Raw genomic sequence first — 22,753 nt, forward strand, 5'->3', positions numbered from 1 at the left:
ACGAGACTTCCCCGAAAACCCCATGAACACCACCAGCGACACAGCGTCCGGCACACCGGACATGAACGCCGTCGTGGGCACGCACGACATCCTCCTGCTCACCCTCGACACCCTGCGCTACGACGTGGCCGCCGAACTGGCGGAGTCGGGCCGCACACCCCACCTGGCGCGTCTGCTGCCCGGTGGGCGGTGGGAGCGCCGCCACGCCCCCGCGAGCTTCACCTACGCCTCCCACCTGGCGATGCTCGCCGGGTTCCTGCCCACCCCGGCCGCACCGGGACCGCACCCGCGCCTGTTCGCCGCGGCCTTCCCCGGCAGCGCCACCACCGCACCGCGCACCTGGACCTTCGACACCCCCGACCTGGCGAGCGGCCTGGCCGAGGCGGGGTACCACACGGCCTGTGTCGGGGGCACGGGCTTCTTCAACCGCCGCTCGGCACTGGGGTCGGTCCTGCCCGACCTGTTCGCGGAGAGCCACTGGGAGGAGTCGTTCGGCGTCACCGACCCCCGCTCCTTCGAGAACCAGGTGGCCCGAGCGGTCCGGATCGCCGCCGAACGCCCCGCCGACCAACCGCTGTTCCTCCTGCTCAACGTGGCCGCTCTGCACCAGCCCAACTGGTTCCACCTGCCCGGAGCCACCCGGGAGGACGGCGACACGCGCGAGAGCCACGCGGCGGCTCTGGAGTACGTCGACCGCCACCTGCCCCCTCTCGTGGCCGCGATGACGAAACGCCGCCCCTGCTTCGCCATCGTGTGCTCCGACCACGGCACGGCCTACGGCGAGGACGGCTACACCGGCCACCGGCTCGGCCACGAGACCGTGTGGACCGTCCCCTACGCCCACGCCGTCCTGCCCCAGGGCACCACCATCGACACCGAGGAGGCGCACCCGTGACCCTCTCCCTCACCCCGCGCCCCGAACCGGTGCGCGCGGACTCCCCGTACCAGTCGTACGTGTACGCCTACCCGCACAAGAGCGCGTACCGCCCCTTCGCCCACCCGTCGCCCTCCACCACCCTCAACGGAGAGCCTCCGGCTCCAGCCTCCGATTCCAGACCGCTCCTGGCCGACCTGTGGCGCGGCGAGGACGTACGGGCTCTGTCCCTGTACGCGCACATCCCCTTCTGCGAGATGCGGTGCGGGTTCTGCAACCTGTTCACACGCTCGACTCCCCCGGCCGAACAGGTCACCGCCTATCTGGACGCCCTGGAGCGGCAGGCCGACGCGGTCGCCGAAGCACTGCCCGAGGGCGCGGCCTTCGCCCGGGCGGCTCTGGGCGGGGGCACCCCCACCTACCTGACCGCGCAGGAGCTCACCCGCGTCTACGACCTGACCGAGCGCGCGTTCGGGGTGGACCTGTCGGCCCTCCCGGTGTCCGTGGAGACGTCCCCCGCCACCGCCACCCCCGACCGGTTGGCGGTCCTCGCCGAGCGCGGCGCGACCCGGATCAGCATGGGCGTGCAGAGCTTCGTCGACTCCGAGGCGCACGCGGCGGGCCGTCCGCAAAGGCGCGCCGAGGTGGACCGGGCGCTCGCGGCGATCCGTGCGGCCACCACGGCCGACCTGAACGTGGACCTCATCTACGGCATCGACCGCCAGACCTCCCGGACATGGGAGTACTCGCTGGACACCGCCCTGGAGTGGGAGCCGGAGGAGGTCTACCTCTACCCGCTCTACGTCCGGCCGCTGACCGGCCTGGGCCGCCGCGCCCGCGCGTGGGACGACCACCGTCTGGCGCTGTACCGGCAGGGCCGCGACCACCTGCTCGGTCGGGGCTACGAGCAGGTGTCCATGCGGATGTTCCGCCGCGCGGACGCCGCCGAGGCCACGGGGCCGGACTACTGCTGCCAGACCGACGGCATGGTGGGGTTGGGCTGCGGCGCCCGCTCCTACACCTCCTCGGCCCACTACTCATTCGACTACGCGGTGGGGATCGGGCAGGTGCGGTCGATCATCGCCGACTTCACCGAGCGCGGCACCGCCGGGTTCGCGCACGCCGAGGTGGGCTTCCACCTGGACGGGGACGAACGGCGCCGCCGCCACCTGCTCCAGTCCCTCCTGCGGGTGGAGGGAATGGACGCCGCCGACTACGCCGCGAGGTTCGGTTCCCACCCCGAGGGGGACTTCCCCGCCGAGTTCGGCGTACTCTCCGCCCGGGGCTGGCTGGCCTCCGCTCCCGGGGCGGACCGCGTGCTGCTGTCCGAGGAGGGGATCGCCCACTCCGACGCGGTCGGCCCCCTGTTCTTCTCCGCCGCCGTCGCGGCCCTGATGGCCGACTACGAGGCCCGATGACCCCGATGAGCGCACCCGGAACCGCGCCCCGCCGGGCGGGCGCCCCCGGAACCACACTGCCCCCGCACCTGACCCTCCTCTACCGAGGACCCCTGGCCAGCTGCGACTACGACTGCCCCTACTGCCCCTTCGCCAAACGGCGCGACACCCCGGAGACGCTGCGCGCGGACCGGGCCGCCCTCGAACGGTTCGCCGACTGGGTGGCGGACGACGCGGCGCACCCGGGGACCGGGATCTCCGTCCTGTTCACCCCGTGGGGCGAGGGGCTGGTGCGGTCCTGGTACCGCGCGACCATCCGGCGGCTGAGCCACCTGCCGCACGTGGAACGGGTGGCGATCCAGACCAACGCGAGCGGCCGGGTCGAGTGGCTGGCCGACTGCGACCTGGACACCGCCGCCCTGTGGACGACCTACCACCCGGGCCAGGTGACGCACGAGCGGTTCGCGGCCAAGGCGCACCGCCTGGTCGAACTCGGCGTGCGGTTCAGCGTGGGCGTGGTCGGCGAGCCCGAGCACCTGTCGGCGGCCCGGCGGATGCGCGCCGAGCTTCCCGACCACGTGTACCTGTGGGTGAACGCGGCCGAGGGGCGAAGCTACACCGACGACGAGGCCGCCGTGTGGCAGGAGATCGATCCGCACTTCCACTACAGCCGCACGCCCCACGCCAGTCTCGGGCTCCCGTGCCGTACCGGCGACAGCGTGCTGTCCGTGGACGGGGAGGGGAACGTGCGCCGCTGCCACTTCGTGGACGTACCGATGGGCAATCTCTACGACGGATCGTTCGCGCCCCGGCTCGGTCCGGTCCCCTGCCCGAAGGCCGCGTGCGACTGCCACATCGGTTACGTGCACCTGGAGACCCTCGACCTGTACGACGTGTTCCGGGGCGGAGTGATCGAACGCGTTCCCGCGACCATACGTGCGCCGCTCCCCCTCACCCCGATAGAAACCGCTCGAAACGGTCACAGGAGGCAGGGATAATCCACGGCATGGTCTCTCCCCGGGTCATCGCGACCGATCTCGACGGCACCCTCCTCCGATTCGACGGCTCCCTCTCCCCCCGCACCATCGACACCCTGTCCGCCGCCGACGCCGCGGGGCTGCGGGTGGTCGTCGTGACCGCCCGCCCTCCGGCTGCCACCTGGATGATCGCCGACCGGCTGCCGTGTGCCGCCGTGGTGTGCGCCAACGGCGCCTTCACCCACCTGCCCGACCGGGCCGAGCCCCTGGTGCGCGCCCTGGGCCAGGACACCTCCGGGACCGTGGTCGAGAAACTGCTGGCCGCCGTTCCCGATCTCGGCTTCGCCGTGGAGACCGGGGACGGGCTCGTCTACGAACCCGCCTTCGAGCTGTCGGAGTGGGCGGCCCAGGCCCCGTGGAGTACCGAGGTCGACGGCGTCGGGGAGCTGTTGGAGCGGGCGGCACCGATCGCCAAACTGCTGGCACGGGCGGCTGAGACGCCCCTCCACGACATGCGCGTCGAGGCCCAGTCCACGGTCGGAGCGCTCGCGGAGGTCACCTACTCGGGCGGCAGCCGGTTGCTGGAGATGAGCGCCCCGGGCGTGACCAAGGGCAACGCCCTCGCCGAGCTGTGCGGATCGTGGGGGGTGACGGCGGACGAGGTCGCCTACTTCGGCGACATGCCCAACGACCTGTCCGCGCTCACCTGGGCGGGGCACGGCTACGCGATGGCCAACGGGCACCCCGACCTGTTCGACCCCGTGCTGGGCCTGGGTGTGGCCCCCTCCCACCAGGAGGACGGGGTGGCGCGGGTCGTGGAAGGCATCCTCACCGCGTTGTGAACCGGCAAAACCCTGGCCAGGTGACCGGGACACCTCCTAGGCTTCGGTGGCGGAACACCCACCGATCCCAGGAGGGCCCCGTGCCGCACCCCACCCAGCTCGCCTCCTCCCTCGCTGACGCCGACCGGCTCGCCCTGTACGCCCGAGTGGTGTGCGCGGGGCCCGACGGAATCCCCTCCGAGGAGATCCGGTCCGGCGGGGCGAGAGCGGTCAAGCGCCTGACGCGCCTGCTGCGCGACGAGCTCGTGCGCGAGGCGGACCAGCGGATCACGGCCGTCCCGGACGTGTTCCGGGAGGCCGTGGAGGGCCAGCGGCCCGTGGTGTCCGATCCGGTCGACGCCCTGTTCCGGCACGGCCGCCTGACCCGGCTCCCCGTCCGGTCGGACCTGCGCCAGGCGGCTCTGCGCCAGGTGACCGACCGCCTCTTCGCCCCCGAACTGGAGTACACGGAGAAGCAGGTGAACACCGCCATCCTCACCTGCTTCGACGACCCGTCCGCGATGCGCCGCTACCTGGTCGAGGAGGGGTACCTCGAACGGGAGGACGACGGCAGCCGGTACCGCGTCGCCCGGGCCTGACCGGCCCCCGAGGAGCACGGAACACCGGGCGAGCGGGTCAGGACGTGAAGACGTGGGGACGCAGGTCCCTCGGGGTCCTCTCCGGCGCGATGCCGAAGGTCGCCCACACGTGGGTGCCGAGGTCCGCCCAGGGGGCGAGGCGGAAGTGCCCCCAGTCGGTGGACAGGTTCTCCACGAGCAGCAGACCGCGCTGTCCCTCCGCCCGGGACCACTCGCTCTCGGTGCGCTCGGCGGGGACGCGGGGGACGCCGCCCCCGCCGCCCGCGTCGCTGAGGAAGACACGCAGGGTCCTGTCGTCGGGCATGGACAGCCCCCGGATGACCTCGCCGCCCTCCCGGCCGGAGTCGGTGTACTTGCAGCAGTTCGCGAACACCTCGCTGGCCACGAGTCGGACGGTGTCGACCAGGTCCTCGTCGAATCCGGTCAGGTCGGCGGCCAGGTCCGCGCGCACCCGGGTGAGCAGGGCCAGGCGGCCGGGGTAGACGCGGTGTTCCCAGAACACGACCGGCCGGGGCTCCTTCGTCGGTGTGGTGTTCATACCGCCGCCACCTCGTTCCTCCGGTGCCGACCGATCCAGATACGGGTGAGGTCGCGGAGTTCGTCGAACTCCCCGGACCGTGGCCGCAGGGGGGCGAGCAGGTCGCCCTCGGGCACCGGCCGGGGCTCGGGCACGCGCGGGGCCGCGGGTGTGGGCGCGGTGTCGGTCGGCGCGGCCGTCCGGGCGCGCGGGCGTCGGGCGGCCGCTTCCCTGACGCGGGCGAGTTCGCGTTCGTGGGCCGCGTAGTAGGGCCGGACGAGGGCGACGTCGTCGGCCGGGATCTCCTCACGGGGCGGTGCCGGGCGCGGCGCGGGGCCGGGCTCGGGAGGCGCGGGAACCGTGCCGACCCGCTCGGCGGCGGGCGCGGGAACCGGCGGGGCGGGGGCGGGCGTCGGCGCGTAGCGGCGGACCCGGGTGGAGCGGCGTCGGCGGGCGCTGTGGCGTCCGCGCGCGGGGCTGAGGAGGGTCTTCAGGTTCTCCAGGGCAGACCTGAGGACCGCACGGCTAAGATGAGCCATGTCGGCAATCCTTTGCTTAAAGACTTGAGTTGCTGACCACGGCCCCGGACGATCGACTAATCGTCGCGGGGTCTTCCGTGTATGGAGTTGTTTCCGGGAAGAAGAGTAGAGGACCCGGGAGGAGAAGGCGAAGCTTTCCGCGAAAGAACCCTGAGAGGACAACCAGGTTTCTCGTTCTTCAAGGTCAGACAGGTTGACAGAAAGAACCAGGAGCCATTCCTCAGCTCACCCGAAAAACGCACTTCGCCCGAATTTGCGTCATTGATCAGGAAATGCGCGGACGCCGGACACGGAGGGACCCCGGGCAGTGGCCCTGCCCGGGGTCCCTCACCGTGTGCGGCCCTACCTCCGCGTCACGGACGCCAGGAGCGCGGCCCACTCACCGGCGGGGAAGGGCAGGTGCCCGGCCTCCCGGTGCTCGGTGTCGCGCACGTCCGCGCCGCTCTGGTGCTCACGCACCTCCACACACGTCGATGTACTCGGGCTGTAACTGGACTTGTGCCATTCATTCACGGGCCATCTCCTTCACCATCTCGACCGACTGCCCCTCAGACAGGGCGACCTGAGTCGCCCGCTGGATCCGAGCCAGCAGGGTCTCTACCTGCTTCGGCTGGTCATGTACCACGACATCCCAATTGTGCTCACTGGCCAGAACCCGAGTCCCGTCCGTGAGCTGGAAGCCCATCAGCGGTGCGACCATGTCGATGACCGCATCGTCGCCGAGCAGGTTCACCGTCACCCGACCCGCGTCGATGAGGTCCGCCAGGCGCCGTGCCTGAGCTTGCCGCGCCGACGGGGGAAGCCGGGACAGGCACGAGGCGGGGAACACGGCCGTTACCCACGGCGCCCCTTTCGCAGCGAGCGCGTCGTAGCGGCCCGCACGGTTCTTCGCCTCCGCCCTGATCTGCTCGTCCGACCCCGGGCAGAGCCCTTCCCGCAACATCAGTTCGACGTATTCCGTGGCCTGGATCAGGCCGGGAATGCCGTAGGGGTAGACGAGGTGGATCGCCACGGAGTTCTGTTCGAGGTAGGGAACGCGCTGCTTCCAGTGGGGAACCACGGAACCGGTCGCGACCACCTGCCACTCCCTGAGCAGGTCGCCGCCGCATTGCAGCACGCGGTCCAGGAGTTCGGCGTCATCGCGGTCCGGGAGGTACTCGCCCCGTTCCCACCGGGTCACCGTGGAGGGGGAACGACTGACGCGAGCGGCCAGCTGGGACTTGGAAAGCCCCATGTTGTTGCGCGCCCGTGTCAGGGATTCGCAGAAGCCGTTGCTCTCCATGCGTGGAACGTAGCGCCGGTTGCGAGGACCGGTCACCTCGTAGCGACCGACCGTGTCCGAGGTGTGACCTGGAACTCAGGCCGCCCCTGAGGAGGATCCCGTGAACGACCGCGTATCCCTGCCCGCCGCCGCGCTCCGCCCCAACGACATCGTGGTGATGCCCGACGGCAGCATCCGGGCGGTCACCGCCGTCCACCCCCACGACTCCGGGGCCGTGTCCGTGCGCCTGGGCGTCACCTGGTACCGGTACGAACGCGGCGAGGACCTGAACGTGGCCGACCGGGGACCCGCGGCGCCTAGGCCGCGTCGGTGACCGGGAGATGCTGTTCGGCCCAGATGATCTTGCCGTCCCCGGTGTACCGCGTGCCCCACCGGTGGGTGAGCTGGGCGACCAGGAAGAGGCCGCGCCCGCCCTCGTCCGTGGTGCGGGCGTGCCGCATCCGGGGGGCGGTGTTACTGGTGTCGGAGACCTCGCAGACCAACCCTGCCTGCCGCAACAGGCGCAGCCGGATCGGCCCCGACGCGTAGAGGATGGCGTTGGTGACCAACTCGCTGACGATCAGCTCGGTCGTCATCACCAGCTCGTCCAGCCCCCACTCACTCAGTTGGCGGGACGCCCGGGCCCGGATGTCCGCCACGGCGGCCGGGTCGGACGGCACGTCCCACGAGGCGATCCGGTCCGCGCTCAGGGTGTGCGTCCGGACCAGCAGCAGCGCGGCGTCGTCGGTGTGGGACCCCGGGAGAAGCAGTCGGACCGTGCTCTCACACAGCTCGTCGAGCGCTACGCCCGGCCGGGCCAGGGCCCGGCCGAGGCGGAACATGCCGGATTCGGCGTCCCGGCCGTCGGACCGGAGGAGGCCGTCGGTGTAGAGGCCGATCAGACTGCCCTCCGGCAGCTCCAGCTCGGCCGTCTCGAAGGGCAGTCCGCCCAGCCCGAGGGGCGGCCCCGCGGGCAGGTCCGGGAAGTAGACGTCTCCCCCGGGCGGGACCACGACGGGTGGCGGGTGCCCGGCGCGTGCCATGACACAGCGCTGGGTCACCGGGTCGAACACGGCGTACAGACAGGTGGCGCCCGTCAGGGCGGTGGTCGTCGCCTCGTCCCGCGGGTTCTCGTCGAGCAGGCTGATCACCAGGTCATCGAGGTGGGCCAGCAGTTCGTCGGGGGGCAGGTCCATGTCCGCGAGCGTGTGCACGGCGGTGCGCAGGCGCCCCATCGTCGCGGCGGCGGTGAGTCCGTGTCCGACCACGTCGCCCACGACCAGGCCCACCCGTGCGCCGGACAGCGGTATGGCGTCGAACCAGTCGCCGCCCACCCCGTTCGCGGCGTCCGACGGCAGGTAGAGGGAGGCCGTCTCCAGAACGGTCCCGCTGGCCAGCACATGCGGAAGCAGGGTGCGTTGGAGCGCCAGCGCCGTGGTGTGCTCGCGTGAGAAGCGGCGGGCGTTGTCCACGCACAGCGCCGCCCGACCCACCAGGTCCTGGGCCAACCGCAGGTCGTCGGGCTCGAAGGACGTCGGGTTCCGCGACCTGACGAAGGTGGCCAGGCCCAGCACCGTGTCCCGTGCCCGCATGGGGACGGAGATGAGCGAGTGCAGACCGAACTTCCGTATCGTCGCCACCCGGGCCGGTTGCTCCACCGCCCAGACGTCGTCGTCGGGGTTCAGGACCGGAATCAGGACGGCGTCGCCCTCGACCAGGTAGCGGGCGTCGTGCGGGGGCGGAACGAAGTCCACCCGTTCCCCCCTCCTGACGACCGCCTCCGGGCAGCCCTCGCGCACCGAACCCAGGCCCGCCCTGCGCATCGCGGGCTTGGTTCCGGGTGGCCAGGGCGGCGGTTCCTCCGCGTCCAGGACCGACTCCAGGAGGTCGACGACGACGAAGTCGGCGAAGCGCGGTACCGCGAAGTCAGCGAGTTCCTGTGCCGTACGGGACACGTCCAGGGTGCTGCCGATCCGCGTGCCCGCCTCGTTGATCAGCCTCAGGCGGTGCTGGGCGTTCCACCGCTCGGTGACGTCCATGACCATGTAGCAGACGCCGGTGATGGCGTCGTTGGCGTCGATCAGGGGGAAGAACGAGGTGGAGTAGGCGTGCGGGCGGTACGGGTCCGCCCAGCTCCACCCCTGGTACTCGTGGTCGAGCACGGGTGTGCCGGTCTCCAGGACACTCCTCATGACGGCCTCGATCGGCTCCGCGCGCAGACCGGGGAGCAGGTCCCTCAGACGTCGGCCCAGACGCTGCTCCCGCGACACCCCGCCGAACCGTTCCAGGGTGTCGTTCACCCAGACGAAGCGCAGTTGCGGGTCGACCACGGCCATGCCGATCGGCGAGCGGGTGAGGAAACCGTCCAGCACCGACCCGCCGACCGTCCACCCCGGCGTGCGCTCCCGGCCGGAGACCAGGAAGCACCGCTGGCCGTCCAGGGCGAAGGCGGCGCAGACCCGCAGGTCCACCTCGACCAGTCGACCGTCCCGGTGCCGGAGGTCGGCCGTGCCGTGCCAACCGCTGCCCGACCGGCACCGGTCGGCGATCCGCGCCGTCCGGGCCGGGTCCGGGTCCTCCCCCTCCGCGAGCAGGCGGGCCGCCGACCGGCCGACCACCGTGTCGGGCGGGTACCCGAGGAGCTCCTGCGCTCCGCTGGTCCAGCCGAGGACCGTACCGGACTCACCGATCACCGCCGCCGCGTCGCTCGTGGTGCCGACGTGACCGGAGGCGCCGGAGGGTCCCGGGGGATCCGGCAGCGCCCCGGCCCCTGGTCTCGACATCTCGCTCACCGCCAACCCCTCTGTCTGCATCATTCCCGTCCGCCCCACAACCAAGCCACCTCCCCGCGCGGTGTCCGGGCCCTTCGTGCGAACCTGGGACAGCGGGTTCGGCTGACGGAGGCGGTGCTGCGGATGGGACGGGTCACGGTCCGGGACAAGGTCCTGCGGATCAGGGACGGGGCCGCCGGCGAGCGGGTGGACAGCCTCGTCGTGGAGGAGCCCCTGGAGATCAGGGTGGACGGCGTCGCGCTGGCCGTCACCATGCGCACCCCGGGCGCGGACTTCGACCTGGCCGCGGGGTTCCTGGTCAGCGAGGGCGTCGTCACCACGGCCGAGGAGGTGGCCGCGATCCGCTACTGCGCCGGGGCCACCGAGGACGGGGCGAACACCTACAACGTGCTCGACGTGTCCCTGGCCCCCGGCGTCCCGCGCCCCGACACGTCCCTGGAACGCAACTTCTACACCACCTCGTCGTGCGGGCTGTGCGGGAAGGCGAGCCTGGACGCCGTGCGCACACGGGCGCGGTGGCCGGTCGAGGGGGACGGCCTCCGCGTGGACGCGCGAACCCTGGCTCTGCTGCCCGACCGCCTGCGCTCGGCCCAGCGGGTGTTCGACCGCACGGGCGGACTGCACGCCGCCGGGCTGTTCACCGCCGACGGCGAGCCGCTCGCGGTACGCGAGGACGTGGGTCGTCACAACGCGGTGGACAAGCTGGTCGGCTGGGCGCTGCACGGCGACCGCCTGCCGCTGCGGGAGACCGTCCTCATGGTCTCGGGGCGGGCCTCGTTCGAGCTGACGCAGAAGGCGTGGATGGCGGGGATCCCGGCGCTGGCGGCGGTGTCCGCGCCCTCGTCCCTGGCCGTCGACCTGGCCGCCGAGGCGGGGATGACGCTGGTGGGGTTCCTGCGGGGGTCCTCGATGAACGTCTACGCGGGGCGTCACCGGGTACGCGTGGATGTCTAGGATCCACTGGTATGCACCGACTGTCTGAGCGGCGACAGCCGCTGTTCGTCTACGGCACCCTCCTCTTCCCGGAGATCCTGAACGCGCTGCTCGGCCGCGTTCCCGACTCCGTGCCCGCCGCCGCGCCCGGCTGGCGGGCGGCCGCGCTGCCCGGCCGCCCCTACCCCGTGCTGGTCCCCGGCGCCGGAACCGCCTCGGGGAGGTTGCTGTCCGGGCTGTCGGAGACGGAGCGGCGGATCATCGACGTCTACGAGGACGAGTGGTACGAGGTCCGCCGTCTGGAGCTGGCCGACGGCGGCGCGGGGTGGGCCTACGTTGCCGACGCGGCCACCGAGGCGTCCCCGCGGGACTGGGACGCGGACGCCTTCGCCGCCGAGCACCTGACCGCCTACGTCACGGAGTGTTCCGCGTTGCGGACCGAGCTCACCGGGGCCACCGGATGAGCCGGGCGCGCTGAGCACGCGCGCGGGCACCGGCCGGTCAGGTGAGCCGGTGCCCGCGGTTCGGCCCCCGGGGGTCCGGGGCCGGCCGGTGGGTCAGCCCGTGAGCAGGGTCAGGTTCCACCGCTCCAGGATCGGGTTGAGCGGCTGGAAGTAGGTGGTGCCGCCGGAGGTGCAGTCACCGGAGCCGCCGGAGGTCACGCCCTGGGCCTCGGTGCCCGCGAGCCAGGAGCCGCCGGAGTCGCCGCCCTCGGCGCACGCGGTCGTGCGGGTCAGCCCGTGGACGTGCTGGCCGCGCGGGTAGCGGACGGTCTGGTCCTTGGCCTCGATGACGCCGCACTGCCAGCCGGTGGTGCGGCCCGAGCGGCACACCGACGCGCCGACGGGGGCCTCGGCGGAGCCGGTGACGGTCACGGTGCCGCCGTCGTAGTCGTTGACCTGGGCGGTCGGCGTGAAGTCAGGGTTGGTGACGTCGACCCAGGCCATGTCGCTACGGGGGAAGACCGACCCGGCGACCGTGCCGATCTGCTGGGTTCCGGGCACGTCGTGCCAGGTGTCGCTGCCCTCGTCGCCGCAGTGGCCCGCCGTCACGTAGCCGCCGACGACGCCGAACCCGATCGAGCAGACGTACCAGCTGCCGCCGTCCTGGAAGTAGTACGGGTTGCCGCCGACGATGTCGGCGTAGGTCCGCGGTGTTCCGGGGCTCTCCTCGACGACGACGGCGTCGGCGTCGACACCGGCGCTGGCGGCCAACTCCTCGGCCGCGGACTCGTGGCCCGGTGCGGCCTCGATGACCACGGTGTCCCTGGCCGGGTCGGCGTACCAGCCGTGGACGGTGGCGTGGGCTCCGTCGGCGGCCGCGTCGAGCGCCTCCATGACGGAGTCGAGTGCGCTCTCGCCGTGGTCGACCAGCTCGGGAACGGCCCCGGCGGCCCGTACGGCGCCGAAGTCGGAGCGGTCGGTGACCTGGACGGTGAGGTCGAGGGTGTCGACATCGAAGACCGCTCCGCCGAAGTCCGGGCCGAGCTCCTCGCGGAGTTCTCTCTCGGTCTCGGCGGCCGCCTCCTGGGCCGCGATGAGCTCGGTGACGCCGGACTCGGTGAGCCCGAAGGCGCTGCGCATGGCGGCCATCTGGTCCGGCGAGGGGCCGCCCGTCGGGGAGTCGGCCGCGACCGGTCCGGTGGCGGCGAGGACGAGTCCGAGGGAGAGCGCCGTCATGCCGACGGCGCGGGGGAGGGGGGATCCGTGCAAGGTTCTGCCCTTTCGCGGGGGTACTAGGCAGTGCGGGCGCCGTGCGCCCACGGGGGTGGACGGTTCGCCAGGTTTGCCGCCCGACGTCCGTCAAAGTGTTCACCTGGTGATGAACAGGGGAAAACGTAAGCCACGCACCGGAAAAGGACAACCACCCGAATACTCCATGAATTCGGAAAGTTTCCTAACGAAACACCATAGAAATGGAGAAACCAACAGGGGTGGTGTGCATGAAGAGGTCAAAACCGGGAATCCGCGCGCGCGACACGGCCGCCGGACGGTCCGCTACCACACGCCGGGGGAACGCGCGAGAGGGGCACGCGTGGCCGGATCCGGTCACGCGCATGTCACTTTTCGTGACGGCTCATGACGGGAAAGCCACCCCGCACCTGGTGACATGGGGTTCCAGGGGGAACACGGTACACAGAAACGCCCGGGAGGCCGCGGCCTCCCGGGCGTCCGGGGCGGCGGCCGGAGAACCGGCGCCGGATCGTCCCCTTCGATTCTTCGGGTGATGGACGGCTAGCGGGCGAAGCTGAAGACGTCGAACGACGCCGCGCCACCGGGTCCGGCGAAGTTGCCGCTCTGCGAGAAGAGCGCACCGCCGAAGTTGCCGCCGCCGAAGTGACCACCGTGGCCGCCGAAACCGGCCTTGCTCACGATGCTCAGGTTGCTCGCGCCCCCGAAGCCCGCCATGGACTCGTTGTAGGACCAGAAAGCTCCGCTGCCGAAGCCGTCGGTGTGGCTGGCGGACGCTACTGCCGGGGCCGCCAGGGCAAGCATGGGCGCCGCGAGAACCGCGGCCGCCACACGGCGAACAGTGCGCCTGGGCATGGTCTGCTCCTTTGCATCCGGGGCGAAGGCGCCCCACCGCCACGCCACGGTGACCGCGACGCGGTGGCCTGCCATTGCTCTGAGGTGAACCGCGGGGCCCCGGCCGAGGCGCACGGCCGGCGATGTCTGCGGGAGCGGCGGACGCTCTCGTACGCGCCTGTCCCCGCGCGTTCGTGTACCGCATGAAGTCGCAATCGCAACTGTTAACCAATCAACCACTTGCGCCACCGCCGTGCAGTCGAATTGTCGCCTCGGTGACCCAATCGGCCCCCGGATGTCCAGACACACGAACGGACCCGCCCCCACGGGGAGCGGGTCCGCGCCGCGGCGACCGGCGCACCGGTGCCGCGTCGTCCCTCCTTCGGGTGGTGCCGCCTAGTAGGCGAAGCTGAACACGTTGTACGACGCCGCCCCACCGGGCCCGGCGAAGCTGCCGCTCGTACCGTAGAACGAGCCGCCGTACCAGCCGTAGCCGCCGTACCAGCCGCTGTCGTACCAGCCGTAGTACGGACCGCCGTACCAGTAGTCGTAGCTGTAGGCGGACGCGGCCGCCGGAACGGCCAGCGCGAGCATGGGCGCCGCGAGAACCGCGGCCACCACACGGCGAACAGTGCGCCTGGACATGGTCTGCTCCTCTGCAACCGGGGCGAAACGCCCCACCACCCCACCGCGAAGAGTCGCGACACGGTGGCCTGCCATTGCTCTGAGGCGAACCGCGGGGCCCCGACCGAGGCGCACGGCCGGCGATGTCTGCGGGAGCGGCGGACGCTCTCGTACGCGCCTGTCCCCGCGCGTTCGTGTACCGCATGAAGTCGCGATCACAACCATCAACCAATCAACCACTCGCACTATCACCGTGCGGTCAAATTGTCGCCTCGGTGACCGAATCGGCCCGAATTCCCTTCCGCCCTCCGGGCACGCGAACGGACCCGCCCCCGGGAGCGGGTCCGCGTCGTCCCTCCTACGCGTGGTGCCCGGCTAGCGGGCGAAGCTGAAGACGTCGAACGACGCCGCGCCACCGGGTCCGGCGAAGCTGCCGCTCTGCGAGAAGAACGCGCCGCCGAAGCCGTGGCCGAAACCACCGTGGAAACCGTGGCCGAAGCCGCCGAAGCCGTGACCGAACCCGCCGTGGAAACCGTGGCCGAAACCACCGTGGCTCACGACGCTCACGCCACTGGGCGCCATGGGCTCAGCCGACGCGACGGCCGGGACCGCCAGCGCGAGCATGGGCGCCGCGAGAACCGCGGCCGCCACCCGACGTGCAGTGCGCCTGGGCATGATCTGCTCCTTTGCGTTCGGGGCTCAGTGCCCCGCCATATCCACCGCGACGCCTGGCCACGGTGTCATGGCCCGCCTCATCTGCTCTGGTGCATACGGGAAGCGGCCGAGGCGTACGGCCGATGGTCCAGAAGCTGACAGCGCGTCCCGGTGTGCCCGCCCCCGCGCACAGGTGTGCGACATGATGTCGTTACTCTCAACCAACCACTCGCGTGACGGCCCCACAGCCGAACTGTCGCCTCGCTGACCCTGTCAGCCCGCGTGACTTCCGTGAGCCTTCCTGGACAGCCCGTCGGGGTCGAGGATCTCGATCGCCGCGTACCGCATCTCGATCAGCTCCTCCCGCTCCAGCCGCTTCAACACCCGGTTCAGTGACGGCCGGCGGACGCCGAGCATCGCGGCGAGCGTGCGCTGCGGCAGGGGGACCACCGAGCTGGACGCCTCGTCGAGCAGCAGCCGGGCGGTCTGTTCGGTCAGGGACTTGCCCAGCAGCTCCATGATCCGTCCCTGGCTGGCGTCCAGGCGGCCGGCGATGCTGGCCAGCCAGCGTCGGGCGAGCGCGCGGTGCTCGGACATGAGTCGCTCGAAGTCCTCGGCGCGCATGTACAGGAGCTCGACGTCGTCGGTCGCGCGCGCGGTGTACGGCAGGGGTTTGCCCAGGAGGAACTGGATGTCGCCGTCCACGTCACCCGCGTGCCTGATCTCGACCACCGTGCGCTCCTCGCCCGAGCCGACCGACAGCTCCACGTGTCCGGACCGAACGATCCACACCCGGGAGGGGGAGTCGCCCTCACGGAAGGCGACCGCGCCCCGGGACAGCGACTGCCGGTGCAGGAACGTGGCGAGCGCGTTCAGGTCCCGGGGGGTGAGCGGCGCGGCCGAGCCCCGACCGACGCAGCGCGCCACCCACGCCGCCTGCTGGACCCGCGGATCCGCGGTCTCGGTCCCGTTCAGTCGGCGCTCGGGTACCGCCGATGTGGCCCTCGGGTTCATGTACGTCCTCCGTCCACCCCGTGGCGCGTTCGCGGGCGCCCGGCCCCGAACCGCACCGCGTGCACGTGGCGGCCGGGGTTCCCCGGCAGCACACGCAAGGGCGGAGGTCCCGCCACGGGGACGAGACCTCCTTGCGGTCAGGTGGGCGGTCCCGTGGGGGGCGCCCGCCTTACTTCCTGCTAGTTGGCGAAACTGAAGAGGTTCTGGGAACCGGCGCCATGCGGACCCGCGAAGGAGGCGCTCGCCTTGTAGAGCGCGAAGCCCCCACCATGGCCACCGAAGCCTCCGCCGAAGTGGCCGTTGCCGGCCGCGGCCGTGATGCTCTGGGACATGGATCCGTTCGGCCCGGCGAACTGGGAGTCCCCGTGCCAGAAGCTGTTGGCCAGGGCGGCCGACGGGAGACCGAACGCCAACATCGGGGCGGCCACACCGGCCACCAGAACACGTGTGATCGTCTTCGCCTTCATGGAAGTTCCCTCCTGTGCGACGGACGGGCCGTGAGCCCGCCCGAGCCACCGGCGAGTCCCCGCCGGAAACCCCTGAGAGGCGCCTCCAGCGGCAACGCGCACCACACAACCACATGAATTCCCCATAATCAGGCTCATCTGTTACCGAAGCGACAGTATTTCTGGCATTTTGCCTGGAACTGGAGAACTGCCAGCGATCACCACGCGAACCCATGCGCGAGTTAACGGAACGCCAGAAAACACGCAGTGGATGTTATTTCCATGCTTTCCGAGAGGAGTGGGACCAGAAGGAGTGTCAGAAATGCGACACAGTTACTCCCGTGACTCGGCGTGCCGGTCCCCTAATGACCCATGAATCTACGAAAAGCTGCGACTACCTGCATCCGATCCATAGGAGTGCAAATGTCTGAACTCGTTCGACGCGCCGTTCTGGACAAGAGATTCTGGCCCGGGGTCGCGATGGCCGCGCTCATCGGCGGTTCGCTGTCCGTCGCCGGCGTCGCCACGGCCGACACCGTCGACGAAGCCGACCCGGCGGCCCAGGAGGAGGCGGCACAGCCCGCCGACACCGAGGCCGCCGAGCAGGAGGAGGGGCGTGACGGCGGTCCGTTCAGTGGCGGCCCGCACCACCACGACGACAACGGCAGCGGGGTGCACTCCGAGACCGAGGACAGTGAGTTCCACGAGGTCTGTGACACGGCAGGCCCCGGCGGATCCTTCATCGGTCCCTGCCCCCGCCCCGCGGGAGGCGGCGGTGGCGGCGGTGCGGTCGGCGGGGCTCCCGAGGAGCTCGCCGTCACCGGCCCGTCCGAGGACCTCGCCCTGGTCGGCGGCGCGATCGCCCTGACCGGTGGTGTGGTCATGTACATCACCCGGCGCCGCTCGGAGCGTGCCGAGGACGCCGAGGCCTCCGCGTAACACCTCCGGGACGCCGGAGTCACGGGGTGGGGACCGCACCGGTTCCCACCCTTTCTCCTGTGCTGGATCCCTGGGCCGTCTCCGGCGACCGGATCCCGTCAGCGCTTCTGCGGAGGCGACGGGGCGACCCCGTCAGTCCGCCCGCTGGGCGAGACCGTAGGGGTCGAGGATGTCCACCGCGCCGTAGCGCAGCCTGATGAGTCCCTGCCCCTCCAGCTCCTTGAGCACCTTGTTCAGGGAGGGACGGCACACACCCAACATCTCCGACAGCTTCTGCTGGGGCACGTCGACCACCCCGCCGCTGGCCTCGTCCAGAAGCAGCCGGGCGCTCTGCTGGGTGAGCGTGCGGCCGAGCATCCCGACGATCCGGTCGTGCGACTCCGACAGCCGCTCGGCCATGGTCGCCATCCACAGTCGGGACATCTCCGGGTGCTCACCCAGCAACTCCTCGAAGTCGAGCGGCGTCATGGTCAGGCACTCCGACTCCTCCAGCGCGCGCGCCCGGTACGGGAACGGCATACCCAGCAGTTTCTGGATGTCGCCGTCGATCCCGCCCGGGCGCAGGATCTGCACGATCAGCGGCCGGGACCGCCCCTTGACCGCGAGTTCGAGACGGCCGGACCGGACGATCCACACCCCCGCGTCCCGATCCCCCTCCCGGAAGGCGAGCTCGCCCCGGCGGAGCAGGCGCTGCCTGAGCCTGCCCGCCAGCGCGGCCACCGCCGCGCGTCCCGGACGGGCCGCGCCCCGGCTCTCCAGACACGACACGACCCATTCCGCGAGGTGGAACCGCTCGGGGTCCACCGTCTCGTCGCTCACCCTGGGGGCCACGACCCGGATCTCGTCGGTACGTCCCATACCTGCCGCCTGCATGTTCCTCAACGGTTCCTCACCCGAACTCGTGCTCGCCCGCGTCCGTCAGGAGCGGGACGAGGCGGACGGTGGATTCGTGTGACCGGACGGCCACGCGCAGAAGATGGACGGACGTTCGCCGTGGGAACGGCGTGAGCCGGGGAGACGTCTCCCCGGCCTCGGTCGCCGGAATCCACGGAGAGCACTGTCACCGATCTCGTGGGGGACGGTCGCGATGGTCGTGGACCCTCGCCGTCGTCGGGAACCCCTGGGGTCGTACGGACGGCTCTTGGGCCGTGTCTTGGGCCGTGGACCCTTCGCCGGAGTTCCCACCGCTCCCCCATCGCGATTAGAGCACGGTGCCCTCCTCACATCGGGGAGGACTCCGCGATCACCGCCACTGAAATAACCAAAAGCTTCCTTTACCGGGAAACGGCGAAGGGGCATCCGGCCCGGCCGGATGCCCCTCCACGCGAACGCGGGTGCCGCTACAGCTTGCCCTCGATCTGGTGCGCGTGGACGTGGACCGACTGCTGGTCCTCGTCGTCGGTGATCGTGAACTGCGCGCCCTTGCCCTTGCCCTGGACCGAGTGCACCTTGCCGGTGCGGATCTGGTCGTCGTGGCGGCTGCTGCGGAACTGCACGCGGTCACCCTGCTTGAACGTCATGCGACTCTCCAAGTGATGAGACTTCCTCACGGCCGGGACTTCTCCGTCACCGTGCACCGGCGCCGGGAGACCGACCACTTCGCAACCTAGACCGGCCCGGCGTCGTTCCAGGTGCGACGCCAAGCCAAATGTCAGATTTATGACAGTTCTCGTCAGACGGGCGCCATTCTGGGTAGGGGACGAGCAAGGTGTTGAAATCCCAACAAAAGAGTCATCTACACCACAGTTCGCTCACATCGCGTCACCGATTGTGCTTTCGTGTGGATGTCGACCGACGGCAGCGTCCGGGCGGCGCCCAGGACCTCGGCGGGGGTCATGGGTGCAAGGGGCGCCCGTCGACTGGATGGTCACGCTGCCAGGGATGTCAACGCCGCACGCCACCAGGCGTACTGAAGGGGGGTTTCCATGGGCAAGGGGAAGATCGCGAGCGCCCTGGTCGCGGGAATCGCCACCCCGGCTCTGGTGTTCGGCGTGCCGTCGGTCGCGATGGCCCAGAGTTACGACTCCGCGGGTCAGTCCGTCAGCCAGCAGAGCGGCTACGACTCGTCCCGCCACGGCGGAGGCGACAGGGACGGCGGGCACCGGGACGGTGGCCGGTACGGCGACCGGCACGGTGACCGGCACGACCGCGACAAGTTCAGGCACGGGAAGGTCAAGTACCGCCACTACGGCTACGGCCACGGCTACTACGGATACCACTGCCACGGCCACTGGCACTGGTACGGCTACCACAACCACTGCCACCGGTACGGCCACCACCGTTAGCGACACCCGGGCGATGGCACAATCACAGAGTGTCATCAAAGGGCGTGTCCTCCACGTTGGTTCCGACGTGAATGAGACAGGCTCATGGAAGCGGCTCCGGCCCCCGGGCCACGGACCGCACCCATGAGACCGACCGTGCGCCGACGCGTCGGCGCACACGTGGCCGGGGAGGCTCCGCCTGGCGGGGCCTCCCCTTCACGTGCCACCAGCGACGGAAGGACGACCGTTGACCGAGCACCGCACCCACCGTCCCCCGCGACCAACAGACGGGGACGGACCCTTCCCCGCCCTCCTGCGGACGTCTCGCCGAGCCCTCCTCACCCTGGCCGTCGCCGCGGGCACGGTCGCGGCGGGAGCCACCGGGGCCGCGGCCGACACCGAGACCAGCGGCTCCGAGATCGGCTACGAGCACCGCACGGTCCACCTCGGCCGGTTCGAGGCCCGGTTGACCGTGGTTCGGACCACGGTCAACGAGGACGGTTCCGTGGTCCACACCGAGAGCGAGTACTACGCCGGCCCCGAGGGCGGGGGCGCGGACACCATCCGCACCTGGGTCGACTGACCGCGAACGCGCTCCGCCCCTCCGGGACACGTCAGTGCAGGAACTTCAGCCCGACGACCCCGGCCACGATGAGCACCAGGCACAGCACCTTGGCCACGCTCATGCCCTCATCGAACAGGACCGCGCCGACCAGGGCGGTTCCGATGACGCCGACGGCGACCCAGACGGCGTAGCCGGTGCCGAGTGGGATGGTGCGCAGCGCGAACGCCAGCCCGCCCATGCTCAGGACGAGTGTCGCCCCGAAGACGACCGAGGGCCACAGGCGTGTGAACCCCTGGGACGCGGTGAGCGCGGTGGCCCACGCCGCCTCCAGCAGACCGGAAACCACGAGAACGATCCAAGCCATGACCCGAGATGCCTCCACGACGCGGCGAACATGTCCGCGCCGTCTTGTCGCTGCCGGGTACGGCGCACCTCGTCCGGGGTGCCGGGGGCCGGTCCGCGGTGGCGGGGGCGAAACACGCCCGCCGACGGAAGGCCACAGCCCAGCCGTACGGTACAACGCCGCCCTCCGCACGGGGCTTCCGCCCCGGGCGGAGGCACGGATCACCGCCGTGGAGCCGACGGGCCGGGCCGTCGGCGGGCAGGGAGGGGACGGAGCCGTCGCGCGCGGCCCCGGTGCCGCGGCGCCCCGGAACCGCCCACCCGCCGCTCACCGCACCACACGACCGCTCGCCGCACGGCCGGCGACCACTCGACGCGCGGCCCCAGCGTTCGGCGCTCGCGAACGCGCACCTCCTCCCCCCGCCGGCGTGTCCCTCCTTACAGTTCCGAGTAACGCAGGTCACACCAGCGCAACGCGGGTGTAACCGGTAGGCCCCGCACATCCCCCAGAGGAGTCCACCATGGCAACAGACAAGCAGGCCGGGAGTCCGTCCCCGCCGGGCGGGACGGAAGCCACACGAGACGCGGCCTTCGTCGAGATGCACCGCGACCCGCGCTTCACCGAGCTCAAGCGTCGCCTCTACGTCTTCGTCTTCCCCATGAGCCTCGCGTTCCTGGCCTGGTACCTGCTCTACGTGCTCATGTCCGCCTTCGCCCGCGACCTGATGGGCACCGTGCTCTTCGGCACGGTCAACGTCGCCCTCGTGTTCGGCGTGCTCCAGTTCGTCACCACCTTCGGCATCGCCGTGCTGTACACGACGTACGCGCGCAGGAGGCTGGACGGCCTGGCGACGCAACTGCGCGAGGAACTGCCCGCCGTCACCGAGGAGGTCGGCCGATGATGCTCGCACAGGAGGCGGCGAGCGAGGGCGGCCGCGTCGTCACCCTCGTCCTCTTCGGCCTCATGGTCGCGGCCACGCTCGGCATCACGGTGTGGGCGAGCCGCAGCACCCGCAGCGCGGTCGACTTCCACTCCGGCGGGCGCTCCTTCTCCCCGCTCCAGAACGGCCTGGCGATCGGCAGCGACTACATGTCCGCCGCGTCCTTCCTGGGCATCGCCGGGATCATCGCCCTGTTCGGCTACGACGGCTTCCTCTACTCGATCGGGTTCCTCGTGGCGTGGCTGGTCGCGCTTCTGCTCGTCGCCGAGCTGCTGCGCAACTCCGGCCGCTACACCATGGGCGACGTGCTGTCCTACCGGATGCGACAGCGCCCGGTCCGGACCGCCGCGGCGGTCTCCACGGTCGTGGTGTCGATCTTCTACCTCCTCGCCCAGATGGTCGGGGCGGGCGCGCTCATCGCCCTGCTGCTGGGCATCCAGCCCGGTGAGACCTTCCTGGGGATGAGCGCCGAGGTCGCCAAGGTCGTCGGCATCGTGGTGGTCGGGCTGCTGATGACCACCTACGTCACCCTCGGCGGGATGAAGGGCACCACCTGGGTCCAGATCGTCAAGGCGGTCATCCTCATGTCGGGCGCCGCGCTGCTGACCCTGCTCACCCTGTCGCTGTACGGGTTCAACCTGGGCGCCCTGATGAGCGACGCCGCCGAGGCCAGTGAGGCGGGCGCCGCGTTCCTGGAGCCGGGTCTGCGCTTCGGTGTCGAGGTGGCCGGTGACCCCGTCCAGACGATGTGGAACAAGCTGGACCTGATCAGCCTCGGCCTGGCGCTGGTGCTGGGCACGGCCGGCCTGCCGCACATCCTCATCCGCTTCTACACGGTCCCGGACTCCCAGAGCGCCCGCAAGTCCGTCAACTGGGGTATCGGGATCATCGGCACCTTCTACCTCATGACGCTGGTGCTGGGCTTCGGCGCGGCGGCGCTGGTCGGGCACGAGGCCATCACCGCGCAGAACCCGGCGGGCAACACCGCCGCACCGCAGTTGGCCCAGACCGTCGGTGAGAGCGTCGGCGGCCCGATCGCGGGCTCGGTCCTGCTCGCGCTCATCGCGTCGGCGGCCTTCGCGGCCATCCTGTCCACGGTGGCCGGGCTGGTCATCGCGTCGTCGTCCTCGCTGGCACACGACTTCTACAACTCGGTGCTGCGCGGCGGGAAGGCGAGCGGTCTGGAGGAGGTCCGGGTCGCCCGGATCACCGCCATGGCCATCGGCGTCGTCGCGGTCGTCCTGGCCGTGTTCGCGCAGGGGCTCAACGTGGCCTTCCTGGTCGCGCTGGCCTTCGCCGTCGCCGCCTCGGCCAACCTGCCGACGCTGCTGCTCAGCCTGTTCTGGAAGCGGTTCAACACGGCGGGCGCCCTGGCCGGGATCTACGGCGGCCTGATCAGCGCGGTCGGCCTGGTGTTCTTCTCGCCGGTGGTGTCGGGGTCGGAGAACGCGCTCATCCCGGGCGCCGACTTCGCCTGGTTCCCGATTCCGAACCCGGCGCTGGTGTCGGTGCCGCTGGGCCTGCTCTGCGCGGTGGTCGGGACCCTCACGTCCAAGGAGCGCGACTTCGACAAGTTCGCGCGCCTCCAGGTCCGCGCCCTGACCGGTGCGGGCGCGGAGAAGGCGGCGCAGCACTGACGCGGACGAGGAAGCACTGACCGAAACCAACGGAACCGAGGCGGCCAACGGTGGCCGATCACCCCCCACGGGATCGGCCACCGCCCCGGTTT

General features: G+C 71.1%; 27 protein-coding genes and 1 riboswitch. Of the genes, 13 read left to right on the forward strand and 14 right to left on the reverse strand.

From position 1 onward, the window contains the following. Positions 1–61 precede the first annotated feature (61 nt). The 5 genes from KIK06_RS18755 (at position 62) to KIK06_RS18775 (ending at position 4,668) form a co-directional block, all read left to right on the forward strand. Positions 62–895, forward strand: coding sequence for an STM4013/SEN3800 family hydrolase (locus KIK06_RS18755; protein WP_442789828.1), 834 nt, complete (start codon positions 62–64; stop codon positions 893–895). Next, positions 892–2,292 (forward strand): STM4012 family radical SAM protein, encoded by a 1,401-nt coding sequence (locus KIK06_RS18760; RefSeq protein WP_268644468.1) that lies wholly within the window; start codon positions 892–894, stop codon positions 2,290–2,292. The genes KIK06_RS18755 and KIK06_RS18760 overlap by 4 nt, the downstream gene beginning before the upstream one ends. After that, positions 2,289–3,269, forward strand: coding sequence for an STM4011 family radical SAM protein (locus tag KIK06_RS18765; RefSeq protein WP_268644470.1), 981 nt, complete (start codon positions 2,289–2,291; stop codon positions 3,267–3,269). Before KIK06_RS18760 ends, KIK06_RS18765 begins: the two co-directional genes overlap by 4 nt. A gap of 8 nt (positions 3,270–3,277) precedes the next feature. Then, positions 3,278–4,090 carry an HAD family hydrolase gene (locus tag KIK06_RS18770; protein ID WP_268644472.1) on the forward strand — a complete coding sequence of 271 codons (813 nt, stop codon included), beginning with the start codon at positions 3,278–3,280 and terminating at the stop codon, positions 4,088–4,090. A gap of 80 nt (positions 4,091–4,170) precedes the next feature. Next, positions 4,171–4,668, forward strand: coding sequence for a DUF2087 domain-containing protein (locus tag KIK06_RS18775; protein WP_017602318.1), 498 nt, complete (start codon positions 4,171–4,173; stop codon positions 4,666–4,668). A 37-nt stretch (positions 4,669–4,705) separates the two neighbouring features. Here the strand turns inward: KIK06_RS18775 and KIK06_RS18780 are convergent, their stop codons facing one another. The 4 genes from KIK06_RS18780 to KIK06_RS18795 all read right to left on the reverse strand — a co-directional run bounded on the left by KIK06_RS18780 (position 4,706) and on the right by KIK06_RS18795 (position 7,006). Continuing rightward, on the reverse strand, positions 4,706–5,206 hold the full coding sequence (locus tag KIK06_RS18780; protein ID WP_268644474.1) for an ATP-binding protein: 501 nt from the start codon (positions 5,204–5,206) through the stop codon (positions 4,706–4,708). Continuing rightward, the gene (locus KIK06_RS18785) at positions 5,203–5,724 is read right to left on the reverse strand and encodes a hypothetical protein (RefSeq protein WP_268644476.1); all 522 of its coding nucleotides are present in this window, start codon (positions 5,722–5,724) and stop codon (positions 5,203–5,205) included. The genes KIK06_RS18780 and KIK06_RS18785 overlap by 4 nt, the downstream gene beginning before the upstream one ends. Positions 5,725–6,066: 342 nt before the next feature. Further along, complete coding sequence (locus tag KIK06_RS18790) at positions 6,067–6,237, reverse strand: DUF397 domain-containing protein (protein ID WP_083924474.1); 171 nt, start codon at positions 6,235–6,237, stop codon at positions 6,067–6,069. Next, positions 6,230–7,006, reverse strand: coding sequence for a helix-turn-helix domain-containing protein (locus KIK06_RS18795; RefSeq protein ID WP_017602321.1), 777 nt, complete (start codon positions 7,004–7,006; stop codon positions 6,230–6,232). The genes KIK06_RS18790 and KIK06_RS18795 overlap by 8 nt, the downstream gene beginning before the upstream one ends. A gap of 100 nt (positions 7,007–7,106) precedes the next feature. On the opposite strand from KIK06_RS18795, the gene KIK06_RS18800 reads away from it, so the two are divergent. After that, positions 7,107–7,319 carry a hypothetical protein gene (locus KIK06_RS18800; protein ID WP_268644479.1) on the forward strand — a complete coding sequence of 71 codons (213 nt, stop codon included), beginning with the start codon at positions 7,107–7,109 and terminating at the stop codon, positions 7,317–7,319. Here the strand turns inward: KIK06_RS18800 and KIK06_RS18805 are convergent. Continuing rightward, entirely contained in the window at positions 7,303–9,801 is a 2,499-nt protein-coding gene (locus KIK06_RS18805) for a SpoIIE family protein phosphatase (protein WP_268644481.1), read from the reverse strand. The two genes, KIK06_RS18800 and KIK06_RS18805, sit on opposite strands and share 17 nt — an antisense overlap. 99 nt (positions 9,802–9,900) lie before the next feature. Between KIK06_RS18805 and fdhD the strand changes: the two genes are divergently transcribed. Together fdhD and KIK06_RS18815 are read left to right on the forward strand one after the other, a co-directional pair. After that, positions 9,901–10,731, forward strand: coding sequence for a formate dehydrogenase accessory sulfurtransferase FdhD (gene fdhD / locus KIK06_RS18810; RefSeq protein ID WP_026128272.1), 831 nt, complete (start codon positions 9,901–9,903; stop codon positions 10,729–10,731). Between the two features lie 11 nt (positions 10,732–10,742). Next, positions 10,743–11,174, forward strand: coding sequence for a gamma-glutamylcyclotransferase family protein (locus KIK06_RS18815; protein ID WP_017602325.1), 432 nt, complete (start codon positions 10,743–10,745; stop codon positions 11,172–11,174). Positions 11,175–11,267: 93 nt separating this feature from the next. Here KIK06_RS18815 and KIK06_RS18820 read toward each other — a convergent pair whose 3' ends face one another. The 6 genes from KIK06_RS18820 to KIK06_RS18845 form a co-directional block, all read right to left on the reverse strand. Further along, the gene (locus KIK06_RS18820) at positions 11,268–12,422 is read right to left on the reverse strand and encodes a S1 family peptidase (RefSeq protein WP_152486532.1); all 1,155 of its coding nucleotides are present in this window, start codon (positions 12,420–12,422) and stop codon (positions 11,268–11,270) included. Positions 12,423–12,944: 522 nt separating this feature from the next. Next, positions 12,945–13,256 carry a hypothetical protein gene (locus tag KIK06_RS18825; protein ID WP_268644485.1) on the reverse strand — a complete coding sequence of 104 codons (312 nt, stop codon included), beginning with the start codon at positions 13,254–13,256 and terminating at the stop codon, positions 12,945–12,947. 375 nt (positions 13,257–13,631) lie between these two features. Further along, the gene (locus KIK06_RS18830; protein WP_268644487.1) at positions 13,632–13,880 is read right to left on the reverse strand and encodes a hypothetical protein; all 249 of its coding nucleotides are present in this window, start codon (positions 13,878–13,880) and stop codon (positions 13,632–13,634) included. Positions 13,881–14,234: 354 nt separating this feature from the next. Further along, positions 14,235–14,534, reverse strand: a complete 300-nt coding sequence (locus KIK06_RS18835; protein ID WP_268644489.1) for a hypothetical protein — start codon at positions 14,532–14,534, stop codon at positions 14,235–14,237. Between the two features lie 252 nt (positions 14,535–14,786). Beyond that, on the reverse strand, positions 14,787–15,527 hold the full coding sequence (locus tag KIK06_RS18840; RefSeq protein ID WP_017601889.1) for a Crp/Fnr family transcriptional regulator: 741 nt from the start codon (positions 15,525–15,527) through the stop codon (positions 14,787–14,789). 179 nt (positions 15,528–15,706) lie between these two features. Beyond that, positions 15,707–15,994, reverse strand: coding sequence for a hypothetical protein (locus tag KIK06_RS18845; RefSeq protein ID WP_268644492.1), 288 nt, complete (start codon positions 15,992–15,994; stop codon positions 15,707–15,709). Positions 15,995–16,396: 402 nt separating this feature from the next. On the opposite strand from KIK06_RS18845, the gene KIK06_RS18850 reads away from it, so the two are divergent. Next, on the forward strand, positions 16,397–16,912 hold the full coding sequence (locus tag KIK06_RS18850; RefSeq protein WP_017601891.1) for a hypothetical protein: 516 nt from the start codon (positions 16,397–16,399) through the stop codon (positions 16,910–16,912). Positions 16,913–17,044: 132 nt separating this feature from the next. Here the strand turns inward: KIK06_RS18850 and KIK06_RS18855 are convergent, their stop codons facing one another. Continuing rightward, positions 17,045–17,770, reverse strand: coding sequence for a Crp/Fnr family transcriptional regulator (locus tag KIK06_RS18855; protein ID WP_017601892.1), 726 nt, complete (start codon positions 17,768–17,770; stop codon positions 17,045–17,047). 482 nt (positions 17,771–18,252) lie between these two features. Beyond that, the gene (locus tag KIK06_RS18860; protein WP_017601893.1) at positions 18,253–18,432 is read right to left on the reverse strand and encodes a hypothetical protein; all 180 of its coding nucleotides are present in this window, start codon (positions 18,430–18,432) and stop codon (positions 18,253–18,255) included. A gap of 405 nt (positions 18,433–18,837) precedes the next feature. Here KIK06_RS18860 and KIK06_RS18865 point away from each other — a divergent pair, with 405 nt between their 5' ends. Both KIK06_RS18865 and KIK06_RS18870 read left to right on the forward strand, forming a co-directional pair. After that, a complete protein-coding gene (locus KIK06_RS18865) occupies positions 18,838–19,197 on the forward strand; it encodes a hypothetical protein (RefSeq protein ID WP_268644496.1) in 360 nt (119 codons plus the stop codon). A 226-nt stretch (positions 19,198–19,423) separates the two neighbouring features. Further along, positions 19,424–19,759, forward strand: a complete 336-nt coding sequence (locus tag KIK06_RS18870) for a hypothetical protein (RefSeq protein WP_268644498.1) — start codon at positions 19,424–19,426, stop codon at positions 19,757–19,759. Positions 19,760–19,790: 31 nt separating this feature from the next. Here KIK06_RS18870 and KIK06_RS18875 read toward each other — a convergent pair whose 3' ends face one another. Further along, positions 19,791–20,105, reverse strand: a complete 315-nt coding sequence (locus KIK06_RS18875) for a DMT family transporter (RefSeq protein WP_017601895.1) — start codon at positions 20,103–20,105, stop codon at positions 19,791–19,793. Between the two features lie 33 nt (positions 20,106–20,138). After that, positions 20,139–20,199: riboswitch (guanidine-III (ykkC-III) riboswitch) on the reverse strand. Between the two features lie 405 nt (positions 20,200–20,604). On the opposite strand from KIK06_RS18875, the gene KIK06_RS18880 reads away from it, so the two are divergent. Continuing rightward, entirely contained in the window at positions 20,605–20,985 is a 381-nt protein-coding gene (locus KIK06_RS18880) for a DUF485 domain-containing protein (protein ID WP_268644500.1), read from the forward strand. Beyond that, positions 20,982–22,661, forward strand: coding sequence for a solute symporter family protein (locus KIK06_RS18885; protein ID WP_017601897.1), 1,680 nt, complete (start codon positions 20,982–20,984; stop codon positions 22,659–22,661). Before KIK06_RS18880 ends, KIK06_RS18885 begins: the two co-directional genes overlap by 4 nt. Positions 22,662–22,753: the final 92 nt, after the last annotated feature.

Origin of the sequence: Nocardiopsis sp. EMB25, from assembly GCF_026797795.1 — a bacterium.
Classification (GTDB): domain Bacteria; phylum Actinomycetota; class Actinomycetes; order Streptosporangiales; family Streptosporangiaceae; genus Nocardiopsis; species Nocardiopsis lucentensis.